Source organism: Sphingobium chungangianum, assembly GCF_977014255.1.
On sequence record NZ_CDRNIV010000005.1, the window covers coordinates 108100 to 134250 of the forward strand.

Annotated in this window: 17 protein-coding genes and 4 pseudogenes; 8 read left to right on the plus strand and 13 right to left on the minus strand. The window is 60.0% G+C overall.

All coding sequences use genetic code 11. The features are described from left to right. The first annotated feature begins 383 nt into the window (after positions 1-383). Entirely contained in the window at positions 384-1631 is a 1248-nt protein-coding gene (locus ACWNC0_RS06475; RefSeq protein ID WP_449470424.1) for an SGNH/GDSL hydrolase family protein, read from the plus strand. A gap of 489 nt (positions 1632-2120) precedes the next feature. On the opposite strand, the gene ACWNC0_RS06480 is transcribed toward ACWNC0_RS06475, so the two are convergent. The 6 genes and pseudogenes from ACWNC0_RS06480 to ACWNC0_RS06505 all read right to left on the minus strand — a co-directional run bounded on the left by ACWNC0_RS06480 (position 2121) and on the right by ACWNC0_RS06505 (position 8046). After that, a complete protein-coding gene (locus ACWNC0_RS06480; RefSeq protein WP_449470426.1) occupies positions 2121-3524 on the minus strand; it encodes an aminotransferase in 1404 nt (467 codons plus the stop codon). 346 nt (positions 3525-3870) lie between these two features. Next, positions 3871-4938 (minus strand): hypothetical protein, encoded by a 1068-nt coding sequence (locus tag ACWNC0_RS06485; protein ID WP_449470428.1) that lies wholly within the window; start codon positions 4936-4938, stop codon positions 3871-3873. A gap of 183 nt (positions 4939-5121) precedes the next feature. Then, positions 5122-5670 carry a cupin domain-containing protein gene (locus ACWNC0_RS06490; RefSeq protein ID WP_449470430.1) on the minus strand — a complete coding sequence of 183 codons (549 nt, stop codon included), beginning with the start codon at positions 5668-5670 and terminating at the stop codon, positions 5122-5124. 293 nt (positions 5671-5963) lie between these two features. Continuing rightward, positions 5964-6410, minus strand: a pseudogene (locus ACWNC0_RS06495) (potassium-transporting ATPase subunit KdpA); the annotation flags it as partial. A gap of 591 nt (positions 6411-7001) precedes the next feature. After that, a complete protein-coding gene (locus tag ACWNC0_RS06500; protein WP_449470318.1) occupies positions 7002-7496 on the minus strand; it encodes a hypothetical protein in 495 nt (164 codons plus the stop codon). Between the two features lie 247 nt (positions 7497-7743). Further along, complete coding sequence (locus ACWNC0_RS06505; protein ID WP_449470319.1) at positions 7744-8046, minus strand: hypothetical protein; 303 nt, start codon at positions 8044-8046, stop codon at positions 7744-7746. A 535-nt stretch (positions 8047-8581) separates the two neighbouring features. On the opposite strand from ACWNC0_RS06505, the gene ACWNC0_RS06510 reads away from it, so the two are divergent. Further along, positions 8582-9613 carry an IS110 family transposase gene (locus tag ACWNC0_RS06510; RefSeq protein ID WP_449470391.1) on the plus strand — a complete coding sequence of 344 codons (1032 nt, stop codon included), beginning with the start codon at positions 8582-8584 and terminating at the stop codon, positions 9611-9613. 312 nt (positions 9614-9925) lie between these two features. After that, positions 9926-10785, plus strand: a pseudogene (locus ACWNC0_RS06515) (IS3 family transposase); the annotation flags it as partial. A 7-nt stretch (positions 10786-10792) separates the two neighbouring features. On the opposite strand, the gene ACWNC0_RS06520 reads toward ACWNC0_RS06515, so the two are convergent. Continuing rightward, complete coding sequence (locus ACWNC0_RS06520) at positions 10793-12196, minus strand: IS30 family transposase (protein WP_449470393.1); 1404 nt, start codon at positions 12194-12196, stop codon at positions 10793-10795. Positions 12197-12242: 46 nt separating this feature from the next. Between ACWNC0_RS06520 and ACWNC0_RS06525 the strand changes: the two are divergent. After that, positions 12243-12376, plus strand: a pseudogene (locus tag ACWNC0_RS06525) (IS3 family transposase); the annotation flags it as partial. Between the two features lie 146 nt (positions 12377-12522). Here the strand turns inward: ACWNC0_RS06525 and bktB are convergent. The 5 genes from bktB to ACWNC0_RS06550 all read right to left on the minus strand — a co-directional run bounded on the left by bktB (position 12523) and on the right by ACWNC0_RS06550 (position 19135). Beyond that, positions 12523-13701: a beta-ketothiolase BktB gene (bktB, locus tag ACWNC0_RS06530; RefSeq protein ID WP_449470432.1), complete on the minus strand. Its 1179-nt coding sequence runs from the start codon at positions 13699-13701 to the stop codon at positions 12523-12525. Between the two features lie 14 nt (positions 13702-13715). Continuing rightward, complete coding sequence (locus ACWNC0_RS06535; protein ID WP_449470433.1) at positions 13716-15788, minus strand: 3-hydroxyacyl-CoA dehydrogenase NAD-binding domain-containing protein; 2073 nt, start codon at positions 15786-15788, stop codon at positions 13716-13718. Between the two features lie 14 nt (positions 15789-15802). Beyond that, positions 15803-17533, minus strand: coding sequence for an acyl-CoA dehydrogenase (locus ACWNC0_RS06540; protein WP_449470435.1), 1731 nt, complete (start codon positions 17531-17533; stop codon positions 15803-15805). Positions 17534-17618: 85 nt separating this feature from the next. Then, positions 17619-18206 (minus strand): TetR/AcrR family transcriptional regulator, encoded by a 588-nt coding sequence (locus ACWNC0_RS06545; protein ID WP_449470436.1) that lies wholly within the window; start codon positions 18204-18206, stop codon positions 17619-17621. A 29-nt stretch (positions 18207-18235) separates the two neighbouring features. After that, the gene (locus ACWNC0_RS06550; RefSeq protein ID WP_449470438.1) at positions 18236-19135 is read right to left on the minus strand and encodes a LysR family transcriptional regulator; all 900 of its coding nucleotides are present in this window, start codon (positions 19133-19135) and stop codon (positions 18236-18238) included. Positions 19136-19218: 83 nt separating this feature from the next. Between ACWNC0_RS06550 and ACWNC0_RS06555 the strand changes: the two genes are divergently transcribed. From ACWNC0_RS06555 to ppc, 4 genes and pseudogenes are all read left to right on the plus strand, one after another. After that, the gene (locus ACWNC0_RS06555) at positions 19219-19929 is read left to right on the plus strand and encodes a CoA transferase subunit A (RefSeq protein ID WP_449470439.1); all 711 of its coding nucleotides are present in this window, start codon (positions 19219-19221) and stop codon (positions 19927-19929) included. After that, entirely contained in the window at positions 19929-20594 is a 666-nt protein-coding gene (locus ACWNC0_RS06560) for a CoA transferase subunit B (protein ID WP_449470440.1), read from the plus strand. The genes ACWNC0_RS06555 and ACWNC0_RS06560 overlap by 1 nt, the downstream gene beginning before the upstream one ends. Then, a pseudogene (locus tag ACWNC0_RS06565) lies at positions 20591-21161 on the plus strand (PEP/pyruvate-binding domain-containing protein); the annotation flags it as partial. The gene ACWNC0_RS06560 and the pseudogene ACWNC0_RS06565, both read left to right, overlap by 4 nt. Before the next feature lie 196 nt (positions 21162-21357). Beyond that, on the plus strand, positions 21358-24054 hold the full coding sequence (gene ppc / locus ACWNC0_RS06570) for a phosphoenolpyruvate carboxylase (RefSeq protein WP_449470441.1): 2697 nt from the start codon (positions 21358-21360) through the stop codon (positions 24052-24054). 558 nt (positions 24055-24612) lie between these two features. Here the strand turns inward: ppc and tnpC are convergent. Then, on the minus strand, positions 24613-26136 hold the full coding sequence (gene tnpC / locus ACWNC0_RS06575) for an IS66 family transposase (RefSeq protein WP_438860449.1): 1524 nt from the start codon (positions 26134-26136) through the stop codon (positions 24613-24615). Between the last annotated feature and the right edge of the window lie 15 nt (positions 26137-26151).

Genomic DNA, 26151 nt, shown 5'->3' on the forward strand with positions numbered 1-26151 from the left:
TAGATATGCGGGATGCGCATAGCTAACAACGGTCTTTGCAGCTTTCACCCCGCCAGCCAGTCACTTACCCTGTCATCGGGGCCCGCCCGAAGCTCGATCTTCGCCGACACACGTCTTGGATCGCATTTCTCGGCCATAGGCGGACCCTGAGAGCTAGGTGGCTCCATTAAGATAGCTCCAAGAAGCGGTGCTATTGTAAAGCGGAGAGAGGTCATGTCAGTAGGAACCCGCGCAACGTTAATTGTCGGCATTGCCGCCCGCGCTCACCGCGCCGGCTCTATTTCTATGATCATCTCCTCTCGGGAGCAGCCATCCTGTATGGCTGGTTCCATTTTTTAATTACACAGCGTGACATCATCCCGTTGTATTTTGGAGAGTATCTGATGGGCGGTTTTGAAACCAAACGCGCATTTGCGCTGTCGTTGCTTGCCTTATCGTTCGCCTCTACTGCTTTTGCCAGGCAAGGGGCATGGGTTGATGCTTTTCAATCCAGCCCCGCCGATTATGATCTGAAATTGCCGCCGCACATCGAGCTGCCGGAATCTGCCAAATCATTTCTGACGGAGCGTCCGCCGGTCAGTGGCACGATCCGGGTCCGTTTCGCCGTCGTCGCGGGCGGCAATCAGGTTCGCATCAGGATTTCCAATGAAGAGGGCACATCTCCTCTGTCGCTCACGGCCGCGACGGTGGGACGTGCCGGCGATGGATTCGACATGGTTCAAGGCTCCATGCGTCCGCTGACCTTTGGCGGACGGCGTAGCGCGATGGTTCCTGTAGGGGCGCCGCTGCTGAGTGACCCCGTTGATCTGCCGGTTTCCGAGGGTACGGCTCTGGTGGTTAGCACGATGCTCGCGGAGCCGCTTCAACTCAAACCATTCGGTTCAACCCTGATGAGTGTCGCACCGGGAGACCAGACCGGCAACGAAAGTCTGGAAAATCCTCAGTTTGTTTCTGGGCGGCCCCTTGTTAGCGGAGCGATGGTGCTGTCCAGCCATTCTCATCGCGTCATCGTTGCGCTGGGGGATTCTATCACGGATGGAAATCGTAGCACGCCGGGAGCTACGCGGGGTTGGCCCGAAGAGCTGGCGCGCCGTCTGGACTACAGCAAGTCAGGTGCCGCGCCCGTTATCCTGAACGCCGGATTGGGCGGCAACAGGGTGCTGGCTGCAGGATTCGGTAGATCTGCGCTCTCTCGCCTCGATCGGGATGCTCTAAATATAAAAGGTGTGACGCACATCATATTGTTCGAAGGCATCAATGACATCGGCCTGTCCGGACGAACAATGTACGGCGAAAATCCACCACTGGATGTCGCAGATCTTATTGCAGGCTATCGCCAGATCATCGCCCGGGCACATGTGAAGGGGGTCAAAGTCATTATGGGCACCATCATGCCCTTTGCCGGGGCCGACTATTATACGCCAGAGAAAGAAGCGATCCGCCAAGCTGCAAATCAGTGGATGCGTAGTTCGAACGAACCGGACGCCGTGATCGACTTTGATGCCGCCACCCGCGATCCGCAAAGGCCCTCCTACCTCCGCCAGGATCTGGATTCCGGTGATCACCTTCACCCCAATGCCGCCGGTTACAAGGTGATGGCGGATGCAGTCGCCTTGCCGCTCCTAAATTAGGCAGTTCCGGTGATCTTCGGCAGGAAGCGTCAGAACCCGGCGGGCTCCATGGTCATTTTCTAGCGGCCAGATTGGCCCTTTGAAGAACGCTTGCTGGTCTGGAAGGCGTTAAATCCCATGAGGCTCTCGCTGGACACAAACGGCTGTTTACTGGCCGGGCCGCTGAACGGCTTGAGTTGGGCGGCAGCAGTCAGTGGAATTCATTTCAGCGAGCGGCCGCTTTCCTGCCTCCGCTTCTCCGAATGCGACATTCAAAAGCCGGCCATCTTTGACGTGACCGTTCGAATAGCCGACTATCCGGAGTTGCGCATCGAGAATTGGCGACAGAACGGCAAGGTGGGGTCGTCTCCCCGCGCGCGTCTCCCCCCGCGCCGTTGTGGTCCGGGGGGAAGTGTCATGGGCTTATCAGGATTTGGTCCCGCCACACGCGAGCGAGTAATGGGGCGATCCGTCAGCTTATGGCGCTCATATGCAATCAGCTAGCGCCGCTCAGGCTGGTGCGATTGAACTATCAGCCATGCGCTGCTCCTGGCCAATGCTATTTTCAAAGAGATCCATGGTGCGCTCAAACCGGGCAAAGAGTTCGTCGAGCTCGTCCGACGTTATGACGAGGGGTGGGCAGAAGACGATCGTGTCACCCAGCGCGCGCACGATCAGTCCTTGCGTCAGACCTATGTCGGCAAGGCGGGTGCCAGCCCTCATCGCTGGGTCAAATGAGATGCGGTTTGCAGGGTCGGCGTATAGTTCGATAGCACCGATCAGGCCGATGCCACGTACTTCGCCAACATACTTGCGCCCTTCGTACCCGCGAAGCGCTTCTTGGAATCGGGGCGTCAGAGCCTTCACATGACCAACAACATCATCTTCTTCGTAAATCTTCAATGTCTCGAGCGCGATGGCGCAGCTCACCGGATGTCCCGAATAGGTGAAGCCGTGGCCAAAGATACCGATGCTGCCGCTATTGGCTGCAACTGCGGCGTAGACCTTCTCGTTTATCAGCACCGCAGAAATTGGTGCATAACCAGAGGACAGGCCTTTGGCGGTGGTGAGGATATCCGGCCTAATGCCGTAGGTGTTCGACCCGAACATCTCGCCAGTGCGTCCATAACCGCATACGACTTCGTCTGCGATGAACAGCACGTCATATTTCGCGAGAACTTTTTGCACCTTGTCGAAGTATGTGGCCGGTGGCGGAAGAACCCCACCCGCGCCAATTAGAGGCTCAGCAATGAAAGCGCCAACGGTCTCAGGGCCTTCGTTCAGGATCATCGTTTCGAGACTATTTGCAAGGCGGGTGGCGAAGTCTTCCTCGCTTTCACCTGGTTCGGCATAGCGGAAGTAATGCGGGCAATCCGTGTGCAAGATATTGCTGAGCGGAAGATCGAAGTCGCGATGATTGTTGACGAGCCCACTCAGGCTCGCCGCGGCCACGGTCACACCGTGGTACGCATTGCGCCGGGCAATGATCTTCTTCTTTTCGGGCTTCCCAATGGCGTTGTGATAATACCAGATGAGCTTCACCGCAGTATCGTTCGCCTCCGAGCCGCTGTTGGCGAAGAACACTTTCGACATCGGCACGGGCGCAATTGCAATCAGCTTCTCTGCAAGCACGATTGCGGCTGGGTTCGATCGCCCATTGAACGTGTGGTAATATGGCATCTGGTACAAGGCGTCACTACCAGCCTTGGCCAAGCGGGCGTTGCTGAACCCGAGCGACGCGCACCACAATCCCGACACGCCTTCAAGGTAGCGGTTCCCCTGATCATCTTCCACGAAGACGCCGTCACCACGCGTGACGGTGAATGGGCCCGTTTCCGGATGCGCAGCTAGGTTGGTAAACGAATGTAGATGTGCCGCAATGTCGCTGGCGGCATTCGCTGTGTGGTTGCGCATGTCTGGTCGTCTTTCGGTGATAGAATGTTCAAGGCGGTCGGTGTTGGCTCGGCCCCGCTCACGATGGCTTGTCGATAAAACTAATTGGCAGTGGGGGCGTCGTGTTCGGATTAGCGACGCTTTTTCCCAATGATCAGCGGCAGGCCTCCGGTCGCCGCATACGGGCCGATGGGATGAAACCGGCCTGCCAATGATGGCGCCAACCTGATGAAATCTGCAGCCCTTCATGCGATCGCCGGTCAACGGCTTGGCAAACGGGGGAATTCCCCTTTCTTGCAAAATGCCATTGTACGTCGACCTCCCGGCGCGCCCAAGAGGGCTGCACTTGGAGGTCGAGTTCGATGACTTACTCTGCCGCCATGCCATATTCCGGAGGCATGATCGTGGGCAGGCCCGGATCGTAAATATTGTTCAGCAGCATCGTGAACGCCGGATCGTTCAGCGGATCATTGGGCATCTGGAACGGCTGCCCCTTGGCGCGAAGGTCGGAGATGAAGATGTCGAACACCTGCTCCTGCGTCAGATCGTCGCTGTGGTCGAGCGCAACCTTCATCTCCGTCATGTCCATGTAGATATCCGCGCCCCAGTGGACCAGCAGCCGCGTCTCGTCTGCTGACAGGCGGTGGACGACCTTTTCGTCCGTGGTGATGCGCCATCCATCCGATCCTGGATCACCTTGGATGACCGAATTGATCGCCAGACCATCGACCCGGCGCTGATCTTCCGGACCGCAGGCATTGGCGCCGTGATACATGACTTCGTTTTCCACCACCGCAGCGCGACCCCACATCGGCGCGTATAGCTGCTTGGGCTGGCCCGAAGGGCCATCTGGCCAGTAGGTGAAGCCGCCGCCGATCTGGCCCTTGTAGTACCACGTCAGCACTTGGGCCTTCTTGGCCTGCCAGCGCCGGAACAACCCGGACTTGGTCATGATGCCGATCAGCCACGACGGTGAATTCTGGTAATTGATGCCGCGGAAATCAGTGCCATCGACATGCGGCGGGCCGCCCGCTTCTGTGGGTCCCTGGATATTGACCAGCATCAGGTTCGGCGTAGCGTACTTGGCCTGCCAGTAGCCTCTGACCAGATCGAGAAATTTGGTATTGAGGAAGCAGTCTTCGATCTCGGGATAAAGGCTGGCATGGCCTTGTCCCAGCGTTGCCCGGAATACAGGGCTGAGGAACATGTCCCAGGTGACCTCGACCCCCTCTGGCAGTGAGCCGGACGTGGCGGCGATGACCTGTTCGGGCGAGGTGAATTCCTGCGCAAGGATCAGCGACCAGGGGCCTTCACGGCGCAGGACGTCGAACAGCCTGGTGCGCTGGTCTTCGGTGAAGGCATTCTCGATGATCTGAGGCTCGGCAACCGGTCGAAGAAAAGTGTCATTTCGGCCGTTAGACAGCGATACGTTCATGACTGTGCTTTCGATAAGGCGAGGGAGACGATCCCGCGGTGAGGCATTGATCAGGCGCGCACTATGGATCGTCCATAATTCTCGCCCCCGCAAGATTCCGGTCCGTCGATGGTGATAATTCTCACCGAAAAAGAGCCGTGTTAGACGACTGAGACGGGTTCGGATCGCACGCTGTTCCGCCTCTCAATATGTAGGCGGCGTTACTGCGCTAACGATTTCACTGACGCCGTCATGAACATTTATGAAACGGTGCGGCTCAGTGCTGTCAAAATAGTATCCATCGCCCGCCTTAAGCACCGCCGTTTGTTCACCCACGGTAAGCTCGATCGCCCCTGAAATGATGATCCCACATTCCTGTGCCTTGTGCGAGAAAGTCTCACCCGTATTCGCGCCCGGCGCATATCGCTCGTGCATGACGAGGATGTTGCGATCTGGGAAATCGGCTCCCACGACACGGAATGAAATGTCATCGCCTCTTCCAATTTCCACGAGATCTGCCGCGCGGTAGAAAGGTTGGCGACCGAGTAGGGGCTGAAAGTCGATAAAGAAGCCGCTTAAGGTGGTCCCGAGCGATTCAAGGATTGCATTCAAAGTGTCGACAGAAGGGCTCATGCGGTCCCTTTCGATCAATGAAATTGTCGAGTGTGACAGGCCCGATCTCGCTGCCACCACGCGGATCCCAAGGTTGCGCCGACGGCGCAGTTCGCGCAAATGTTCTCCGATTTTTGGCATGGCTGTTTCCTGCTACGAGACGAAATAGTGCTGTTACACTGCCTTCCTATCTGGATTGCGCGCCGCTTTCGAGCTTCCTGCTCACCACATTCTACTCCCCGCGCAATTTTATAACATCATTTTGCAGGAGCTATTTATTACCTGCCCCGCCCAAGTGAAGCAGGATTGTTGATACGTGGGGGTAAATGTGTCCAATTTGCATCCAGTCAAATAATCAAGTTAAGGGTTCAGCGAGCGCACGGCACCTCCTATTGAATGCGGACATTCGCGCGAGCAGCGGAAGCTGATCCGACGAGGCCGCCCGTTGTCGGGAAGGAGCCTGCGCTTTCCGGCGTGTATTTCTTCGCGGCAAGGCTGCCCGCGATCGCCAGCATCGGCACGATCACGAAGAAGCGCCCCAGCCACATCGCGATACCAAGCAGGCCATTGTAGAAGGGCGTGCCGTCCGTCCGCCCAGCGAATGCAGACCCGTTATTGCCGGTTGCGGAAGTATAGGCGTAGAGCATTTCCGAAAATCCGTGTGGCCCTTTGTTGAGCGGCCCAGCGAGACCTGCGGGCAGAACGGCGCTCACCGCTGTCAGGCCAAGGATGCAGAGCGGTAGTATGGCGATAGCGAGCACAGCCAGTTTGACCTCTCGCGCCTCGATCTTCTTGCCGACATATTCCGGCGTGCGGCCGACCATCAGCCCCGCAACGAACACGGCGAGGATGGCGAACAGCGGGAAGCCGTATAGGTCAGCGTCACTGTCACCAACCCGAGCAATGCGCCGATCCAGAACAGATCCTGCATCGTCTTTTTCCTTCTACCCAGCTGGCGCCAGCGCCGAGCGCAGAAGGGATGGGAGGACTATAATCCTGGTCATGCCGATTTCCCCAAAGATGTGCCGCGCGGATGTCCGCAGCGCTTTCGTGAAGGGTTTCAGATAGGAGCGATGACCATTTCTTATCGAGGTCGAGCAGCGGCCATCTTCATAGTATTTGCATAGGGTTGGCGATATTTCATCAGCTCTGGAAAAGTTCAGAGCCCTTCGGCATTTCGCTGAGCTCAGGCGAACTGCTCCTCCCGGTCATTCCTCATACGGCCAGCCCCGAGTGCCCAAGATTGAAAGGGGCCCTTCCGCACCTGACAATCAAAAAATCGGCCGCTGAACGGCCGTCATGGGTCGAGAAAAGCGAAAAGTTTGCGATCGGCGGCCCATGTACGTCGGCTAAATCTAAGGCGAACAAAAAATGTCCCGGCGGTTATCTTGGAACGACCACCGGAGGATAAACGGCGACGCAAGAAGGTACTGCTATCTCACCCACGAACTGCGATGCGTCGCAATCTATTTCTATGTATCTAATAACCGTGGGCTAATCACATCCAGCCAACCCGTAATCGCTTTTGGGGGCGCGTGCCCCTCACCGCGGCGACAATCAAAAGTGACCTCACCAGCTATCTCTACGCGGCAGACCGTGAACGCCAAATCTGCGGTTCGGCTGTTGTCGGTGAGAAGTGAGGCATCGGCATGTTTCAGCGCTTCAGCGATTGCCTTTTGCGTGCGGGGAAAACGGCTTCTCAGCTTGGCTTCATCGACGGCGTGACCATGCTCGGCGACGCGAGTTTGAACGCGAAGAATTGAGAGATTTTCGCTGGTCAGGCCGACAAAGATGAGAAGGACGAAATAGCCGGCTGCTTGCATATCCTTGATAAGTGATATTTTGGAATCGACGGTTCCATCTGCGGCGACATGCCAATGTGAAAAGACCGTTTCCATAGCGAACGGTACATTCGCATTCATTGCATGACCGACAAAGGCTTGGACGCCTTGCTGGGCGACACGCATCCAGCTTTCTCCGAATCGCGGAGCGAGATTGCCCATTCAGGCAGTGTGCCGTCGGAGTTGGCTTCCGGCAGGATGGAAAGCATCATCCGGTCGGCATTAACGAGCGGAATTCGTAGCACGTCTGCAAGGCTGCGCCGCCAAAGCGTCGATTTGCCGGACCCATTATGGCCAGCAAGCACGATCGCAAGGGGCTTCTGAGTGGCTTCCTGCGCTTCCCGAATTTCCTGGAGCGCCTCAACAGGGGAAGTTAAGCGATCGCGTGGAATATGCCGTCTACCAATTGACCACGTTCAGTCTTGCCATCGAGAGTCCTGATAACGACATCGGGATTCTCACTATCAAGCGAAAATAGCGGCACGCCCTTTTTGGCGCGAATGACAACACCCGGTTTAGAAAGACGCCGCGCGGCACGGGCCAGCGCCGCAGTGCTTTGAGCGATGTTAGCCTTGATCAGATCGCGCTGCGGTGCGGGCGCAGTGATAACAACGTCACCAAACTTCACCCTGCGTGCGCGCGCTTGGCGCCGGACTTTAACCGTCGTCGTTGTCATGACCCTATCAATCCAACCTCTTACAGCAGACCCCGCTAAGATAGCGAACTGCCTGCGCTTAGGCTAGGGCTGGGAATAACGATTTTCGAGGCCCCGAGGGCAGGAAAAAATCGAACATATCGCGCCCCTGAGGGCTTGCGCGAGATCCCATTGCGGAGCGGGGAGGGCACGGGCGAAACTTTTGAGTATCCTGCGTTGGCGTGCGTACAAATTGTCCTGGATATGTTTTGTAAGGATGTTGCGGATCAAGCCACCCTCGATGCTCTGTCGGACATACCGGAACGCGGATCGGTAGGTTTTCCCCTTCTACAAACTTGATGACGGGGCCCCGGAAGCAATTGTGCAACAAGCTGTTGCACCACCTGCCCCCTACGCCCCATCCTCATGTGAGACTGGTGGTTCACCTTTGTTCGCTCAATCAACGGCTCGGCGCACGATTGCGCTGAAGGATATGGTGGACTTGATGGGGTGGACGCCCCCCGGCGGCATCGATGTGCCATAGTGGAGGTGTTGAACACCACTTGAGGAGGCGTCCATGTTGGAGATTAGCACGATCGGTTTGGACATCGCAAAGAATGTGTTTCATGCTCACGGTGCCGATGCGAACGGGCTTCAGGTTTTCAGCCGACGGATTACGCGTGGTAAATTGCTGTCCTTTTTCGCTGCCCAGCCAAGGTGCCTTGTGGCGCTGGAAGCTTGCGGCGGGGCGCATCATTGGGCGCGGGAGCTGATCCGTATGGGACATGATGTTCGGTTGATTCCGCCAGCCTACGTGAAGCCGTTTGTGAAGCGACAGAAGAACGATGCCGCTGATGCCGAGGCGATTTGCGAGGCAGCGCAACGTCCGAACATGCGGTTTGTGACGGTGAAGAGCGAGGAGCAGCAAGCCTCGGCACTGGTATTCCGGACCCGCGATCTGCTTGTCCGGCAACGCACGCAAACGATTAATGCGATTCGGGGGCACATGGCTGAATATGGCTGGGTTGCACCGAAAGGTCCAAGCTGGGTAGCGCAGCTTAGCGAGTTGATCGATGATGCGGTCACCGCGTCGCTACCACCGGCTGCGCGAGAGATGTTCCACGTCATGCTCGGCATACTTGAGGAGTTTGACCACCGGATAGCGGAACTCGACAAGGAAATTGCGCGGCGAGCCCGTGAAGATGAAGTCGCTCGTCGGCTGATGACCATACCGGGCGTTGGGCCGATAGCAGCGACAGCGATAACGGCACTCGCACCTGCTGCAGCGACATTCAAACGGGGGCGTGACTTTGCCGCCTGGCTTGGCCTTACGCCGCTGCAGAAATCTACAGGCGGCAAAACCAAGCTGGGACGGACATCCAAGATGGGTGAGCGCACACTGCGGCGATTGCTGATCATCGGCAGTAGTGCTGTTGTGCGTCAGGCCAGCAAGCGCGGTGCGGCCGAAGGTTCGTGGCTTGCTCGAATGCTGGCTCGCAAGCCGCGCATGCTGGTGACAGTGGCGCAGGCGAACAAGACAGCGCGGATCGTATGGGCGCTGCTCACGAAGGAAGAGGATTACAAAGCTCCGGTGGCAATGGCGGTATAGCGCGCCAAAGTCACCAGAGGTCGTCGGAAGACGCGGTCGGTCGAAGGAGGGTATGGCACAACAGTCGGCGAGACGCGGTCAAAAAACCAGACCGTTACAATGTGCACAAAGCACGCGGACTTGATTTGGATTTGACCCGCGAACTCCCATACAGGCCTGCAGTACATTCTGCAAAATGAGGCCGGACAGATGGCAGCATCCGACTACGCGCCGAACCCAATTTTCTGCTTGCGTCTGAAGGGGCGTCCACAGATGTAACGGTTTTGTGCCGGTCACTTGAGAGTTTAAGGCTCGTTCAAGGAGACCGACGAAATGATGAAGCATAGTGAAGAGTTCAAGCAGGAGGCGGTACGCATTGCGCTGACCAGCGGGTTGCCGCGCGAACGGGTCGCGTCGGATTTGGGGATCGGCAAGTCGACGCTGAACAAATGGGTTTCGCATTATCGTCCGTCTGACCTGGTGGCAGCGCCGCAGGCAGATCTGGCGCGAGAGAATGAACGGCTCCGCCTGGAGAACCGTGTACTCCGGGAGGAGAGGGAAGTCCTAAAAAAGGCCACCCAGTTCTTCGCGAGCCAAAGGCCGTGAGGTTCGCCTTTGTGCACAGCTGGCGGCACCGTTGGCCGGTGGAGTTGATGTGTCGTGTGTTGCACGTCAGCGAACACGGCTATCGGTCCTGGCGTTCGCGTCCGATCAGTCGCCGGGAGCGGACGGACATGAAGGTGCTGGCCCATATCAGGGAGCAATATAGCCTGAGCCTTGGCAGCTACGGTCGCCCGAGAATGACGATGGAGTTGAAGGAAGCAGGGCTCGACGTCGGCGAGCGTCGTGTGGGGCGGCTGATGCGGATCAACGGGATCAAGCCGGTTCGCACGCGCAAGCACAAGGTTACGACGGACAGCCACCATCGCCTTGGTGTCGCGGCAAACTGGCTCGACGGTGACTTTGCCGCCAATGTGCCCAACCGCAAATGGGCCGGCGACATCACCTATGTCTGGACACAGGAGGGCTGGCTCTATCTTGCCGTCATCCTCGACCTGCATAGCCGCCGTGTCGTTGGCTGGGCGGTCAGCGACAGGATTAAAAAGGATCTGGCGATCCGGGCGCTGGACATGGCGGTGCGGCTGCGTCAGCCGCCCGAGGGCTGCATTTTCCACTCCGATCGGGGCAGCCAAGGCGGATTCAACCGGTCGTCGCAACACCGGCTTCATACTGTGCGACCAGGAACTGGTCGAGGACTTCTGCGGGGGTTCTCCAGCCAAGCGTTTTCCGTGGACGCGTGTTCAGCGCGTGAGCAACGGCGTCGAGATCGCCTATGGAGTGCCGGCTAAGGTCGGTGCCCTTAGGGAAGTACTGTCGTAGCAAGCCGTTGGTATTCTCATTCGATCCGCGTTGCCACGGGCTTTGCGGGTCGCAGAAGTAGATTTCCAAGCCGCTGTCGATCTTGAGCTTTGCGTGCTGGGCCATCTCTGCTCCCTGGTCCCAAGTCAGCGATTGCCGGAGCTTCTCCGGTAGTTCGCGCATGGATTGGACGATGGCTTTGCGGACAGCTTCTGCCCCATGGCCGGCCAGCGGTTGGCGGTTCCTGATGCCTTGTCCATGTTGATATCCGTCCTCTCGCGGCAAATGCAGCAGCATGGTGAATCTGGAACTTCGTTCGACCAGGGTGCCGATCGCCGAGCTATGCAGTCCGAGGATGAGATCGCCTTCCCAATGCCCGGGAACTGCCCGATCCTCGACTTCCGCAGGACGCTCGCTGATCATGATGGCGTCACCGATGAAGGATTTTCCGCGCCCTCGTGCGCGTTCACGCGGCGTTCGTAGAGCCCGACCCGAGCGCAGACATGCCGTCAACTCCTGACGCAAGGCGCCTCGCCCCTGAATATAGAGGGACTGATAGATGGCCTCATGACTGATGCGCATGGCGGGATCCTCAGGGTAATCAATCCGTAGCCGATGAGCGATCTGCTCGGGGCTCCAGGCCACCGACCATCGTCGACTTTGTCGATGTACCGCACGGCGCTTCTTCCATATCACCTGCGGCCCGGCAAAGCCGATACCATCAGCATCCGTGATCTGACCGGTAAGGCGTTCTTCCACGTACATGCGCAATGCCGGATTGCTGGCCAGCTTCCCGGGGCGCGGGCGACGGCCGGCGCGGTGAGCGTGCCACTGTGCGGCGATCGGGCGATATTCCAGATTGCCGCCACGCGTGGCGGCATTGCGCCGCACTTCGCGCGAGATAGTACTGGCTGAACGTCCAAGTTTGCGGGCAATGGCGCGGATCCCGAAACCTCGCGCAAGTTCGAGAGCAATTTCCTCTCGCTCCTGGAAGCTCAGAAATCGACCACTGAGTGCTGGCGCCGATGGCGCCAAATGTGTTGGCGGCATACCTCCCGAACTCCGAAACCAACGTGGCCCCAGCGGTGTCGAAATACCGGCATCCGCAGCAGCATCTTCACTGCTACGCCCTCGAGCGATCGCTTGCCAGAAGCGGAAATGGTGCTCACGCTGCCAGGCAGGTGGGCGCCCCGGGGAGCGCAACCTCTCTCGGGTGCAGCGTTCTGATGCTCGACGGCCTGCCATGTTCACAACCTCCAATTTCTTGGTGTTGCGACGACCGGTTGAATCCGCCCAATATTGCTCCTACGCCTATCAAAAGAAGCTGCAGGCCTACGGCCTGCGTCCATCAATGAGCGGCAAGGGTAATTGCTACGACAACGCCTTTGTTGAGACGTTCTTCAAACCCTGAAGGCGGAACTCATCTCTGCGCGGCATCAGCCCGCTCGTGGTCGAAGCCAAGGTGGCAGAATGAGATAGGTGACCGGCACAAGACCGTTACAAATCTATTCTGCGCCCATTGGAAGTCCGACTTCTGAGCGCATTGAAGACCATCCGCTCAGAACCAGGAGTCAGACACGCTCCCAAATCGCTGCGATCCCCTGGCCGCCGCCGATGCACATCGTCGCCAGCCCGTAGCGTGCGCCGACACGGCGCAGTTCATGGACCAGCTTGGTAGTGATAATCGCCCCGGTCGCGCCGATCGGATGACCCAGCGAAATGCCGCTGCCATTAGGGTTCACCTTTGCTGGATCAAAGCCCAGTTCCTTTGACACAGCACAAGCCTGCGCGGCGAAAGCCTCGTTAGACTCAATAACGTCGAGATCGGCGATGGTCAGTCCTGCCTTTTCCAACGCCCTGCGTGTGGCAGGCACCGGCCCGATGCCCATATAAGCGGGATCGACACCTGCGTGGCCGTAGGACACCAGCCGCGCCAAAGGCTTGAGACCACTGGCGCTCACCGCCGCCGCACTCGCCAGAACGACCGCCGACGCGCCGTCATTGATGCCAGACGCATTTCCTGCCGTGACGGTGCCTTCCTTCTGGAAAACGGGCTTCAGCTTGCCGAAGTCGTCCACTGCCGCGTCGGCCCGGACAAACTCATCGGTGTTGAACGGCACGAGTTTGCGACGCACCAGCACATCGACCGGCACAATCTGATCCTTGAAATAGCCCTGCGCCATGGCGTTGGCCGCGCGCTTCTGGCTCACGAATGCCAGTTCATCCTGCTCCTCCCGTGAAATGCCGTAGCGGGCGGCCACATTCTCCGCCGTCACGCCCATATGGATCGCTTGGAAGGGATCGGTCAGCGCGCCGATCAGGCCATCCTGCGCTACCGCATCGCCCATCTTCTGGCCCCAGCGCGCAGCGGGCAGGAAATAGGGCGCGCGGCTCATCACCTCCGCGCCGGCGCCGACGGCGATTTCGCAGTCCCCCAGCATGATCGACTGCGCGGCAGAGATGATCGCCTGCAAGCCCGATCCGCATAGGCGATTGACGGTTAGCGCAGGGCATTCCTGCGGCACGCCCGCCCCGATGGCAGCGATGCGCGCGGCATAGGCATCTCGCGGTTCGCAATGTACGACGTTTCCCAGCACGACGTTGCCAATTTGAGCCGCATCCACGCCCGCCCGCTCGATCGCCGCCTTGGCGACATGAGCGGCCAATTCACCCGGCTTTTGATCCTTCAGCGACCCGCCGAAGCTACCAATGGCGGTTCGTGCCGCCGACAGCAGAAAAACGTCCGTCATGTTTGTGACTCTCTCTAAGCGTTAAGGTCTTCGAACCGGCGCCCTTCGGCCGCCAGCTGCTCGATCAGGGGAGCGGGCGTCCAGGCCCAGCTATTGCGGCCCGCAGCATAGCTGCGCAGCCGATCCAGCAGCACGGGCAAGCCGATCAGGTCGCCTTGGAACATCGGCCCGCCCCTTGCGGGAGAAAAGCCGTAGCCGTGCAGAAAGGTCATATCGACGTCAACCGGCCGACTGGCGATCCTTTCGCCCACAATCCGCGCGCCTTCGTTGATGAGGGTTAGCAGACAGCGCTCGACGATTTCCTCGTTGCTGATGGCACGACGGGTCAGACCGATCTCGGCCGAATAATCCTCGATCAGTTTGATTACTTCGGGATCAGGCTCCGCCGTCCGCCCGTCGGGATAGGCGTAGATGCCCTTCCCCGTCTTCTGCCCGAAGCGGCCTAGCTCGCAAATTTTGTCTATGACGCCAGAATAGGGCCTATGGGGCTGCTCCACCGCGCGGCGCTTGCGGATCGCCCAACCTATGTCCTGGCCTGCCAGATCCATCGTCCGGCACGGTCCCATGGCCATGCCCCATTGTTCCAGCGCGGCGTCGATCTGATGCGGCAGCACGCCTTCTTCAAGCATGAACCAGACCTGCCGCAGATATTCCTCGAACATACGGTTGCCGATGAAGCCATCGCATACGCCAGATACGACGCAGACCTTGCCCATGCGCTTGCCGAGCGCCATGGCAGTCGCCAGCACATCGGGCGCCGTCTCGCGCCCGCGCACGATCTCCAGGAGGCGCATGATATTAGCGGGCGAGAAGAAGTGCAGGCCTACGACGCGCGAGGGATTATGCGTCAGGGCCGCGATGGCGTCGAGGTCTAAGGTCGATGTGTTGCTCGCTAGGATCGTATCAGGCCGGACGATCGGGTCTAGGCCGGTGAATATCTGCTGCTTGACCGCCATATCCTCGAACGCGGCCTCGATGACGAGATCGACCTCGCAGAGCGCATTGAGCGTGGGCGCAGGGGTGAAGGCGGCGATGCGCGCTTCCGCCACGTCGGCGCCGATCCGCCCCTTCTCCACCTCGCGGGTCAGCGTCTTACGGATGGCCGCCTCCGCCTTGGCGAGCGCTTCGGAGCGGAGTTCGACCATAGTCACGGGCAGCCCCGCATTAAGCAGAGCGATGGTAATGCCCGTCCCCATCAGCCCGCCGCCGACAACGCCGACCCGCTGGATCGCCCGCGGTTGCGCATCCGACGAAAGGCCCGGAACTCTGCTGACCGCCCGCTCCCCGAAGAAGGCGTGGCGCAAGCCGCGTGAGGCAGGCGATTGCACCAATTCGCTAAAAAGCGCCGCTTCCCGTGCCAACCCTGCAGCGAGGTCGTCCGACAGCCCAGCCACGCATTCGAGGATGTAGCCGGGCGCCATATCGAGGCCAGGGCGCAGCTTTGCGCGGCGGGTCTCCACCGCTTTCGCGGCGTCGATAGGGATCGCGAGGTCGCTAGTTCGTCGCATTGGAGGCAAGGCAACGCGTGCGGTCTCTAGCGCAGCTTCCACCACATCGCCGTCCACGAGCTGATCGATTAGTCGCAGTTTCAGCGCCTGCTGCGCCATCAGCGGCTTGCCCGAAAGCATCATGTCGAGCGCTGCGCCAGCGCCGATCAGCCGCGGCAGCCGCTGCGTACCTCCCGCGCCGGGCAACAGCCCCAGCGTCACTTCGGGCAGGCCCAGCCGCGTTCCGGCCTGCGCGATGCGGTAATGGCCGGCCATCGCGAGTTCCAGCCCGCCGCCCAGCGCCATGCCATGGATCGCCATGATGACCGGCTTCTGGCTGGCCTCGACCAGTGCGATCATTTCCCGCAGTTCCCCAATCCGCCCGGGATCACCTTCGAAGTCGCTGATGTCCGCGCCGCCGCAGAACAGCCGCCCTGCGCCTGCCAAGACGATCGCGCGGCAGGCCGGATCGTTCGCTGCCAAGCGGAGCGCGGCGCCGATCTCCTCCACAAAGCCGTTGCCGACCGACAAAGCATTGACCGGACCGTTGTTGAGGCGCAGCACCATGGTCGCGCCGACACGGCTCATCTCGACAGACATGATCTCCCTTTCGATCAGAAGGCGTCGGAGCCCATTGCCATGATCGGCGCTTCGCCGCCGGCAATAGTCGCGGCCAGGCCCTGCGCCTGTGGCAGCACCCTCAAAGCATAGAAGTTGGCGACCGCGCGCTTGCCCTGATGCAACGCGCTGTCGTCGGTGGCGGCCGCAGCCATGCGGGTCCACATCCATCCCATGGCAACCAGTGCGAACAACCGCAGATAATCGACCGCTGCCGCTCCTGCCGCATCTAGTCCCGCTCCCCGCAGCGAGGCCGTCACCCCGCGCAGCAGCGACAGCGCCTCACGCGTCCTGTCCGCGATGACGAGGTCGCCCGCTGTCTCCAGATCCGCCGCGATGGAGGCGAAAAGGCCCTCGACCACCGACCCGTCGGCCAAGGCCAGCTTGCGCCCGACCAGATCCATCGCCTGCACCCCGTTGGTGCCCTCATAGATTTGGGCGATGCGGACATCGCGGACATATTGCTCCATACCCCATTCGCGAATGTAGCCATGGCCGCCGAATACCTGCTGCGCTTGCACCGCGCTTTCGAAACCAAAGTCGGTGAAGGCCGCCTTCACCACGGGGGTCAACAGAGCGACCAGCGCATCGGCCTTGGCCCTTTCGGTTGCGTCCGGGTGAGCATGAGCCCGGCCCAGCTGCAATGCCGTCCAGCCGGCGAGCGCCCGCCCCGCTTCGACAAAGGCACGGATGTTGAGCAGCATCCGCCGCACATCGGCATGCTCGATGATCGGTACCGGCCCGCGCGCACCATCGGCGCTGCGGCCCTGCAAGCGTTCCTTGGCATAGGCGACAGCCTGCCCATAGGCACCCCCAGCGATGCCCAGTCCCTGGATGCCGACCATCAGACGTTCTGCATTCATCATCGTGAACATGGCGGCCAGACCTCGATGATGCGCGCCGACCAGCCAGCCGGTCGCGCCGTCATAGTTCATGACGCAGGTCGGCTGGGCATGGATGCCCATCTTCTTTTCCAGCGCCCCGACCGACAGGCCGTTCGGCCGCGTGAAGTCGCCGTGGGCATCGGGCAAATATTTAGGCACTAGGAAGAGACTGATCCCCTTCACGCCCTCCGGTGCGTCAGGCAAGCGGGCGAGGACTAGATGAACGATATTGCCGCCGAAATCATGGTCGCCCGAAGAGATGAACATCTTCGTGCCCGTTACTGCATAGCTGCCGTCACCCAGCGGTTCTGCCTTGGTCTTGAGTAGAGCGAGGTCGGTGCCCGCGCCGCTTTCGGTTAGCGCCATCGCGCCCGTCCATTCACCGCTGACCATCCGCGGCAGATAGGTGGATTTGAGCTCATCGCAGGCATGCGCCATAATCGCCTCGCACGCGCCGCGTGTCAGGCCGGGGAACAGTCCAAAAGAGAGGTTAGTGGCCGATACCATCTCGTCCAGCCAGAGCTGAAGGATGAAGGGTAGACCCTGCCCGCCATATTCGGGCGCCGCTGACACGGAGGTCCAGCCGGTCCGCGCGAAATCGCGCCAGGCTTCAGCAAATCCACGCGGCGTTTGGACCGTTCCGTCGACCAGCTTGCTGCCCTGCTCGTCCCCCTCGCGGTTTAGCGGATGCAGACGGTCGGCGCACATGCGCCCAGCCTCCTCCAGCACCGCTGCGGCGAGGTCGGCATCCACATCCTTGCCGATCCCGGCCATCTCCGCATCGAAGTCGAGCATGTTCAGGAGGAAGCGGTAATCATCGATCGGCGGAATATAACTGTACATCGGAAATCCCCCAGAATTTCACCTGTGTCTATACCAAACATCTGTTACAGTCAACGATGCGAGGTTCGTTGTTTGATGCCATCAGCTATGCGTGGCGGAATATCGTGACGATCTGGGCAGCAATTTGGGCAGAGTTCAACCTGCCGCGACGATACCACTCCGAAACCGAGTTCAGCTGCGACAGCAATAGATTGCGATAGATTGATCGATCTATTCCTGATGGCAATGGCAATCCTTCCACTAGATCCCGGAACAGTTTTTCGAACCGGTCGCGCCGAGCAATTAGCTGTTCGCGAACCACCTCGGGCACTTCGCGGAAATCATTCATCATTGGCAGCGTCAAAGAATCAGGCGCCAATTGGATTTCGAGAAAGGCCCCGCAGGCTGCTTCAAGTTTCGTCCAGGGATCATGTTGTGCGCCAACGGCCTCAGCGATCCTGTCCTGAGCCGCGTCTAATGCCCCATTATGCAGTTCAACGAACAGCGCGTCCTTCGATTTGATATGATGGTAGAGTGATCCGCCCAGAACACCCGCCTGTTCGCCGATTTCCCGCATCGACGTGCCCCTGTAGCCCTTGCGCGCGAACAGCTGCGCGGCAATCTCCAGTATTTCCCGGCGGCGGTTCGGCCGCTCGCGATCCACGTCGGAAGAAGACAGGCTCTTAGACACCATGGCGCGCTAGCACACCAGCCACGCCCTGATCACCTGCTTTGTTGATCCAGGCGCAATTGGCTCGCTCGTTCGAAAATCTTTGTGGTCAAGGGCTCAGGGTCAGAGGAGCGCATAGCAACGTGGAACTCCACAGGTGCGAGCGCTGGCATCCCGTCCAGTTCTACAAGATCGCCTCGGGTCATATCCGCGCACACCATCGGTTCAGGAAAAATGCCGATACCTCCACCCGCCTTCGCAATGTCAACCATCATTCTGGCGTTATTGCAAAGGTTGAGCGACTGCTGCTCGATGCGCGATGCCGCGATAGCCTCCCGCATGCGGCCATGTATCGGTGAATGGCTGGCCAGAGACCAAACGGGAACGGGACGATCTGGCGAAGCTGCACAAAAGGACGCAGCTACTTCAGGGCTAGCGAGCCAGACCAGTTCCACTGCTCCGATCGGGCATACTTGCAGCGACGGATGGGCGACCGGCCCGGCCGCAAAAGCGATATCGGTCGTACCCTTGAGCAGTTGTTGAATGAGGTTTGCAGTAAGGTCTATTTCAAGCTCAAGACTGACCAAAGGCATGTCTGCCTTTAATGCGGAGAGAAAGGCGGGAAGGCAACTTGCTGCAACGATCTCGCCCGTTCCGATGCGAACAACACCGCTCGCTTCGCCATAACCTCCGCAGCGCAGCAAGGCAGTGTGCATGTCACCCCAAAGCATTCGGCAATCGCGAACAAGCTGTCGGCCTGACGGTGTCAAGGTCATGCTTCTGCCCTCACGACGGAAAAGGGACGCACCTAAATGCGCCTCCAATTCGCGGACCCGGGCCGAAATGGTGGGCTGGGTTGTATTCAGCCGCTCGCCAGCAGCGGCAAAGGTGCCGAGCCGTTCGATCCAGAGCAGGGTTTCAATATGGTACATGCTGATCCGACTTATAGGCATTGATGATGATTAATTAAAAAAACAAATCATTGGAAGTGATCAATCTCTCGCGTCAAAAAGAAATTCGACTCGAGGAGATAGCAATGGTCAAGAAGCTCTACCCCGATGCTGCGTCTGCGTTGGAGGGCCTTCTCTTCGACGGCATGCATCTTTGTGCAGGCGGCTTTGGACTTTGCGGAATTCCCGAGCGGCTGATCGACGCGATCCGTGATTCGGGGGTCAAAGACCTCACCATCGCCTCCAACAACGCCGGGATCGACGGCGAAGGATTGGGCAAGCTGCTGCGCACGCGGCAGGTCAAGAAGATGATCTCCTCCTATGTCGGCGAGAATAAGGAATTTGAGAGGCAATATCTGAGCGGCGAGTTGGAGGTGGAGTTCTGCCCCCAGGGCACGCTGGCCGAGCGCTGCCGCGCTGGCGGCGCTGGCATTCCGGGTTTCTACACCAAGACGGGCGTCGGCACGGCGGTGGCCGAGGGCAAGGAAGTCAAGAATTTCGACGGGCAGGATTATATCCTGGAACGCGGGATCTTTGCCGATGTCTCCATCATCAAGGGCTGGAAGGCGGACGAGAGCGGCAACCTGATCTTCCGCAAGACCGCGCGCAACTTCAACCAGCCGATGGCGACGGCCGCCAAGATCTGCGTTGCCGAAGTCGAGGAAGTGGTGCCGGTCGGCAGCCTCGACCCCGACGCGATCCACCTGCCCGGTATCTATGTGAAGCGCATGATCGTCGGCGCGCCTTACGATAAAAAGATCGAATTCCGCACCGTTCGCCAGAGGGAGACCGTATAATGGCCCAAGAAACCAAAGGCTGGACTCGTGACGAGATGGCTGCGCGGGCGGCCGAGGAACTGAAGGACGGTTTCTACGTCAATTTGGGCATCGGCATCCCGACGCTGGTGGCGAACCATATTCCCGCTGGCGTGGAAGTCACGCTTCAGGCGGAAAACGGCATGCTGGGCATCGGGCCTTTCCCTTATGAGGGTGAGGAGGATGCGGACCTGATCAACGCTGGCAAGCAGACGATCAGCGAGCTGCCGAACTCGGTCTATTTCTCCAGCGCCGACAGCTTTGCGATGATCCGTGGCGGGCATATTGACCTGACCGTGCTGGGCGCGATGGAGGTTGCCGAGAATGGCGACATCGCCAACTGGATGATCCCCGGCAAGATGATCAAGGGCATGGGCGGCGCGATGGATCTGGTCGCGGGCGTCAAGAAGATCATCGTCGTCATGGAGCATACGTCCAAGGACGGCGCGCCCAAGTTCATTCCGGCCTGCACCCTGCCGCTGACCGGCAAGAATGTGGTCGACATGATCGTCACCGACCTCGCCGTATTCCAGCGTCCCGACCATGACAGCCCTTTCCGGCTGCTCGAGGTCGCGCCGGGCGTGACGGCGGAGGAAATCGCAGCGAAGACCACAGCTCATTACGTATGTAGGGTACGGCCAACATGAGCACCACCGCGGCGCGTTATGTTTCTCGCTTTGGGGCCGGCGTGGATGACGGCGGCAAGGGTGACAAGAACCTCGTTGGTGGCAAGGGCACCAATCTCGACGGCATGCGGGCGATCGGCCTGCCGGTGCCTCCGGGCTTCACCATCACGATCGAAATGCGGACCCGCTATTATCAGGATGGGAGCGTCCTCCCGGAAAGCCCGAGTGCGGATGTTGCCAACGGCATCGCCCGTATTGAAGGCGTAACCGGCAAGAATTACCGCAACGCGGCCGATCCGCTGCTCGTCTCCGTCCGCTCGTGCGCGCGCACTTCCATGCCAACATGATGGACACCGTCCTCAACCTTGGCCTCAAAGACGAAACCGCTCTCGGGCTCGCCGCCGCGTCAGGTGACGAGCGTTTTTTCCCCTTGGGCAGCGATCACCGTTTCATCGAGATGTACTCCGACGTGGTGCTTGGGCTGTGCCATGGCGCGCTGGAGGAAGCCTTCGAAATCACGAAGGAAGATCATGGATACACGCTCGACACTCGAAGACCGCCCACGTTTGGAAGGAGCTCGTCACTGAATAAAAAGACCTTGTTTCACGATCTCGCCTCGATCGCGTTCCGCGAGCAGACTGTCCTCGATTATGTCTCGGTGTCGCCCTATCGCGCTCCGATTGTTCGTCGGGCCGTTGCGCAAGCGGCGGTTAGCAAAAAGATAGCCAATAAAATCGCCTCCCTTCGGAGATCGACTTTTCCGCTGAAGCCGAGGATTTAATAAATGACGCCTCATTCAGTTCCAGCATTGCCGATCTCGCAAAACCCTGATGTCCGGTATCTCGGCCGGCTGTTGGGTGATGTTATCCGGGCTTATGGCGGGGAAAAACTTTACCAGCAGATCGAATATATCCGTTCGGCCTCGGTCGACCGCGCGCGCGGTATCCATGGGGCGGATGTGGTGGACAGCGGAGTGGGGGCGCTGAGCCTCGACAACACTCTGTCCTTCGTGCGCGGCTTCATGCTGTTTTCGATGCTCGCCAATCTGGCGGAGGATCGGCAGGGCGTTGCGGCTGAACCGGGGGCCGATGTGGCCTCTGCCGTGGAAAAGCTCGAGTCACACGGCATCGACCGGGGCGCGATCCTGGACCTGCTCTCTCGCGCCCTAGTTGTGCCGGTGCTGACCGCCCACCCGACCGAGGTGCGGCGCAAGAGCATGATTGACCACAAGAACCGCATCGCTGAGCTCATGCTGCTAAAGGATGCGGGCCGCAGTGACACCGATGACGGTGAAACTCTGGATGAGGCTATCTTCCGCCAGATCGCTTTGCTGTGGCAGACACGTCCGTTGCGCCGGGAAAAGCTGTTCGTCGCGGACGAGATCGATAATGTCCTCGCCTATTTGCTGGATGTGTTCCTGCCGACCTTGCCCGCCCTTTATGCGCGGTGGGAGCGGTTGCTGGGAGCCCGCCCACACAGCTTCTTACGCGTGGGCACCTGGATCGGCGGAGACCGCGACGGTAATCCCTTCGTGCAGGCGCCGCAACTGCGCCTCGCCCTCGCCAAGGGCTGCGATGGTGCACTTGGCTATTATCTGGAGGCGCTTCACGCGTTGGGTGCCGAACTTTCCCTATCGACCGAATTGGCCCATGTGTCGCAGGCCCTGCTCGGTCTAGCCGCGGCCAGTGGCGACCCGTCACCGAGTCGACAGGACGAACCCTATCGCCGCGCCATCTCCGGCATTTATGCTCGGCTAGCCGCCACCTATTGCGTGCTCGTGGGAAAGCCCCCTTCCCGCCCCTCGCCTCTAAACGCGAAGGCTTATGCCGCCCCCGCCGATCTGCGCAGTGACCTTATCATCGTGGCGCAGGGTCTGGCGAGCGCAGGAGACGGGGCGCTGCCCACCGGCGGTGCGCTCGACCGCCTGATCCGTGCGGTCGAGACCTTCGGCTTCCACCTTGCCGCGCTCGACCTCCGGCAGAATAGCGACGTTCATGAGAGGGTCGTCGCCGAACTGCTGAAGGTTGCAGGGGTCGAGCCGGACTATGCTGCGCTCGACGAACATGCGCGCATGGCATTGTTGCGCCGCGAACTGGCGAGCAATCGGCCGCTCGGCACGAATTCCTCGGAATATTCGGAGCAAACCGCATCCGAGCTCGCCATCGTGCACGCCGCCGCCGACGCCCATCGCGCCTACGGCCCGCAATGCATTACCCACTATATCATCTCCAAGGCGGAGAGCGTTTCGGATCTGCTGGAAGTCAACATCCTCCTCAAAGAAGCGGGCCTCTGGCGCGCCGGAGCAGATGGCGCGCCGCCGCAGGCCGCGATCATGGCAGTGCCGCTGTTTGAAACCATCGCCGACCTTGAAGCTGCGCCAAAGATCATGAGCGCTTATTTCGGCCTGCCCGAAATTGCGGGCTTGGCGCAGGAACGCGGTCATCAGGAAGTGATGATCGGCTATTCCGACAGCAACAAAGATGGCGGCTACATCACCTCGACCTGGGGGCTGTATCAGGCGAGCCGCGCGCTGGCCCCGGTCTTTGCGCAAGCGAGAACCGCCATGCAGCTTTTCCACGGGCGCGGCGGAGCGGTGGGACGGGGCGGCGGCTCTTCCTTCGCGGCGATTCAGGCGCAGCCCAAGGGGACAGTGCGGGGCCGAATCCGCATTACCGAACAGGGCGAAGTGATCGCCGCCAAATTCGGCTCGCGCGATGTAGCCACAAGCAATCTCGAAGCGATGACCAGTGCCACTCTGCTCGCCAGTCTCGAGCCGGAAGCCATTTCAGACCGCGACGCGGCGCGTTTTGCCAACGCCATGGACGAGCTGTCGAAGACTGCTTTCGCCGCTTATCGGAACCTTGTTTACGGGACTGCAGGGTTCAAGGAGTTTTTCCGCCAATTGACCCCGATCCAAGAGATTTCCGGCCTCAAGATCGGCTCGCGCCCGGCCAGCCGTACGAAGAGCACGCGGATCGAGGATCTGCGCGCCATTCCTTGGGTGTTCAGCTGGGCACAGGCGCGGGTGATGCTGCCCGGCTGGTATGGCGTGGGTCATGCGCTAGCCGCATTCGAGGACAAGGTGCTGCTGGCCGACATGTCGCAGCACTGGTCCTTCATGCAATCGGCGCTCGCTAACCTGGAGATGGTGCTGGCGAAATCCGATATGGGTATCGCCGCGCACTACTTGTCGTTGATCGAGGATCAGGCGCGAGGCACGGCGATCTTCGATCGTATCCGTAAGGGGTGGGACATGACGCATGACGGCCTACTCACCGCAACGCGTCAGTCGCGCCTGTTGGAAAAGAACCCTAAGCTCGACAGCTCGATCCGCCTTCGTCTGCCCTACATCGAGCCCCTTAATTCGCTTCAGGTCGAACTGATGAGGCGCCACCGCACCGGTGAGGATGATCCGCGCATCAAAGAAGCCCTCGAACTGTCGATCAACGCCATCGCCACAGCTCTGCGCAACAGTGGCTAAACCGCACCCGCTTGAGGTGGCGGATATACTCCGCCGCCGCCGCTGTGCCACACCGTGAGTGGCCGCCTGGCAGCGTGATGTTGATCCAAGCGGCGGATAACTATGGCTCTCCTTGCGCAAGCCGACTGCATCGCCGTCGTGCTCTCATGATCAGGGCCGTGGGGAATAGCGCTCGCTCATGGCGCCGCCGGTGGGCCGCAGTCGTATCGCGCGCTGAACTGGGCCTCGACCATTTCGAGGGGCGCTCTTGGACCGGACTATCCACACGCACTCATGACAGTTGCCTGTGCCTTTCTGCAGACGACAAGGCCGCTCAGATGGAGCAGAAAAAGAGAGTCTGAGGGCCACCGCCACAACCGGGCCGCCAGCTGTCCGCCAGGTCATCATTGAGCGCATGTCACGACCGCCGCTGAGCCCTTGCCCACATTGTCGGGGGAAATTTCATAGCTATGCAGCCCACGCTTCAGCCAAAGTAATTGCTGGACATTCAGTCGCTGAATGCGTGCAATCACGTTCGGTGAGAGCGAAAGCTACGCTGATTAACCGTAACCGGTGTTCTCAGGCCACGGCGGTCCATGGCATGAGTTCGCCGACGGCGCTGGCCGGATGACCCGCAGCCAGCTTACCGAGCGTTTCGGTCAGCCAGGTGTGCGGATTGATACCGGATATCTTGCAGTTCTCGATGAGCGTGGCGATGACCGCCCAGTTGTCGCCGCCTTCATCGGAGCCGGCGAACAGGGCATTCTTCCGATTGAGCGCGAGGGGTCGGATTGAGCGTTCGACGGTGTTGCTATCGAGATCGATGCGGCCATCATCGAGGAAGCGGGAGAGGCCATCCCAACGGGTGAGCGCGTATCGGATTGCCTCGCCGAGCTTGCTCTTGGCGCTTACCTGGCGGTTCCGCGCACCGAGGTATTGGTGGAGGTCATCGACGATGATGCGACTGCGTCCACTGCGGATCAACCGGCGCTGTTCGGCAGGCAGCCCTCGTACCTCGTCCTCAATGGCATAGAGCTGGGCGATCCGGCGCAGCACTTCGGTGGCGACTGGCGAGCTGTCGGCCAGTTCGTAGAATTTGCGGCGCACATGGGCCCAGCAAAAGGCGAGGTGGATCTGGTTGCGCCGCCGGGCGAGCGCGGCGTAGCCACCATAGCCATCGACCTGCAGGATGCCGACGAAGTCGCCCAGGTGCGTTTCCGCCCGCTCGCTCTTGCGATCGGCAGCATAGACATAGGCAACCATCGGCGGATCATCGCCGCTCCACGGGCGATCATCGCAAGCATAGGCCCATAATTGCCCGGTTTTGGTCCGCCCTCGACCGGGATCAAGCACTGGTGCGGTGGTCTCGTCGGCGAACAGCCGCTCGGATCGCCGCAATCGCTCCAGGATATGGTCGCGCAGTGGGCGCAGGTACCAAGCCGCCCGTCCCACCCAGTCGGCCAGCGTCGAGCGATCAAGCTGGATGCCTTGGCGGGCGTAAATCTGTGCCTGTCGGTACAACGGCAGGTGATCAGCGTACTTGGCGACCAGCACCTGCGCGATCAGCGCTTCGGTAGGAATGCCGCCCTCGACGATCCGTGCCGGCGCCGGGGCCTGCACAATGGCACTCTCGCACGAACGGCAGCCGTAGCGCGGACGGCGCGTGACGAGCACGCGAAAGGTGGTGGGCACGACATCGAGACGCTCGGCCACATCCTCGCCGATCTGGTGGAGTGAACCCTCGCAGCAAGGGCAAACCTTGTCCTCGAGATCGACAACCTGTTCGATCCGTTCGAGATGGGAAGGCAGTGATCCGCGGTTGGTCTTGCGCGGCCGATCCGCCGGTGTCCGCTTCGCCTTGTCGCGGGCCTGCTCGGCCTGAGCTAATGCTGTCTCGACTTCTTCCAGGGAGAGCTCGAACTGGTCGGGATCGAGCTGTTCGGAACGGCGGCCGAAACGGTGGCGTTGCAAGGCATCGATGATGGCCTTCAGGCGCTCGACCTCGGCCTGGAAAACCTTGAGAGCATCAAGCTCGCGGGCCTGTTCGAGGACGAGCGCACGGAGCGCTTCGACGTCGTTGGGAAGGTCCGCTTCCATAAGCATGAGGGCAGTGAATCA

Excerpts from the sequence above, each read along its gene's own strand:
- ACWNC0_RS06475 (WP_449470424.1), top strand. The coding sequence starts at position 384 with ATGGGCGGTTTTGAAACCAAACGCGCATTTGCGCTGTCGTTGCTTGCC.
- ACWNC0_RS06480 (WP_449470426.1), bottom strand. The coding sequence starts at position 3,524 with ATGCGCAACCACACAGCGAATGCCGCCAGCGACATTGCGGCACATCTA.
- ACWNC0_RS06485 (WP_449470428.1), bottom strand. The coding sequence starts at position 4,938 with ATGAACGTATCGCTGTCTAACGGCCGAAATGACACTTTTCTTCGACCG.
- ACWNC0_RS06490 (WP_449470430.1), bottom strand. The coding sequence starts at position 5,670 with ATGCCAAAAATCGGAGAACATTTGCGCGAACTGCGCCGTCGGCGCAAC.
- ACWNC0_RS06500 (WP_449470318.1), bottom strand. The coding sequence starts at position 7,496 with ATGCGTGTCGCCCAGCAAGGCGTCCAAGCCTTTGTCGGTCATGCAATG.
- ACWNC0_RS06505 (WP_449470319.1), bottom strand. The coding sequence starts at position 8,046 with ATGACAACGACGACGGTTAAAGTCCGGCGCCAAGCGCGCGCACGCAGG.
- ACWNC0_RS06510 (WP_449470391.1), top strand. The coding sequence starts at position 8,582 with ATGTTGGAGATTAGCACGATCGGTTTGGACATCGCAAAGAATGTGTTT.
- ACWNC0_RS06520 (WP_449470393.1), bottom strand. The coding sequence starts at position 12,196 with ATGGCAGGCCGTCGAGCATCAGAACGCTGCACCCGAGAGAGGTTGCGC.
- bktB (WP_449470432.1), bottom strand. The coding sequence starts at position 13,701 with ATGACGGACGTTTTTCTGCTGTCGGCGGCACGAACCGCCATTGGTAGC.
- ACWNC0_RS06535 (WP_449470433.1), bottom strand. The coding sequence starts at position 15,788 with ATGTCTGTCGAGATGAGCCGTGTCGGCGCGACCATGGTGCTGCGCCTC.
- ACWNC0_RS06540 (WP_449470435.1), bottom strand. The coding sequence starts at position 17,533 with ATGTACAGTTATATTCCGCCGATCGATGATTACCGCTTCCTCCTGAAC.
- ACWNC0_RS06545 (WP_449470436.1), bottom strand. The coding sequence starts at position 18,206 with ATGGTGTCTAAGAGCCTGTCTTCTTCCGACGTGGATCGCGAGCGGCCG.
- ACWNC0_RS06550 (WP_449470438.1), bottom strand. The coding sequence starts at position 19,135 with ATGCCTATAAGTCGGATCAGCATGTACCATATTGAAACCCTGCTCTGG.
- ACWNC0_RS06555 (WP_449470439.1), top strand. The coding sequence starts at position 19,219 with ATGGTCAAGAAGCTCTACCCCGATGCTGCGTCTGCGTTGGAGGGCCTT.
- ACWNC0_RS06560 (WP_449470440.1), top strand. The coding sequence starts at position 19,929 with ATGGCCCAAGAAACCAAAGGCTGGACTCGTGACGAGATGGCTGCGCGG.
- ppc (WP_449470441.1), top strand. The coding sequence starts at position 21,358 with ATGACGCCTCATTCAGTTCCAGCATTGCCGATCTCGCAAAACCCTGAT.
- tnpC (WP_438860449.1), bottom strand. The coding sequence starts at position 26,136 with ATGCTTATGGAAGCGGACCTTCCCAACGACGTCGAAGCGCTCCGTGCG.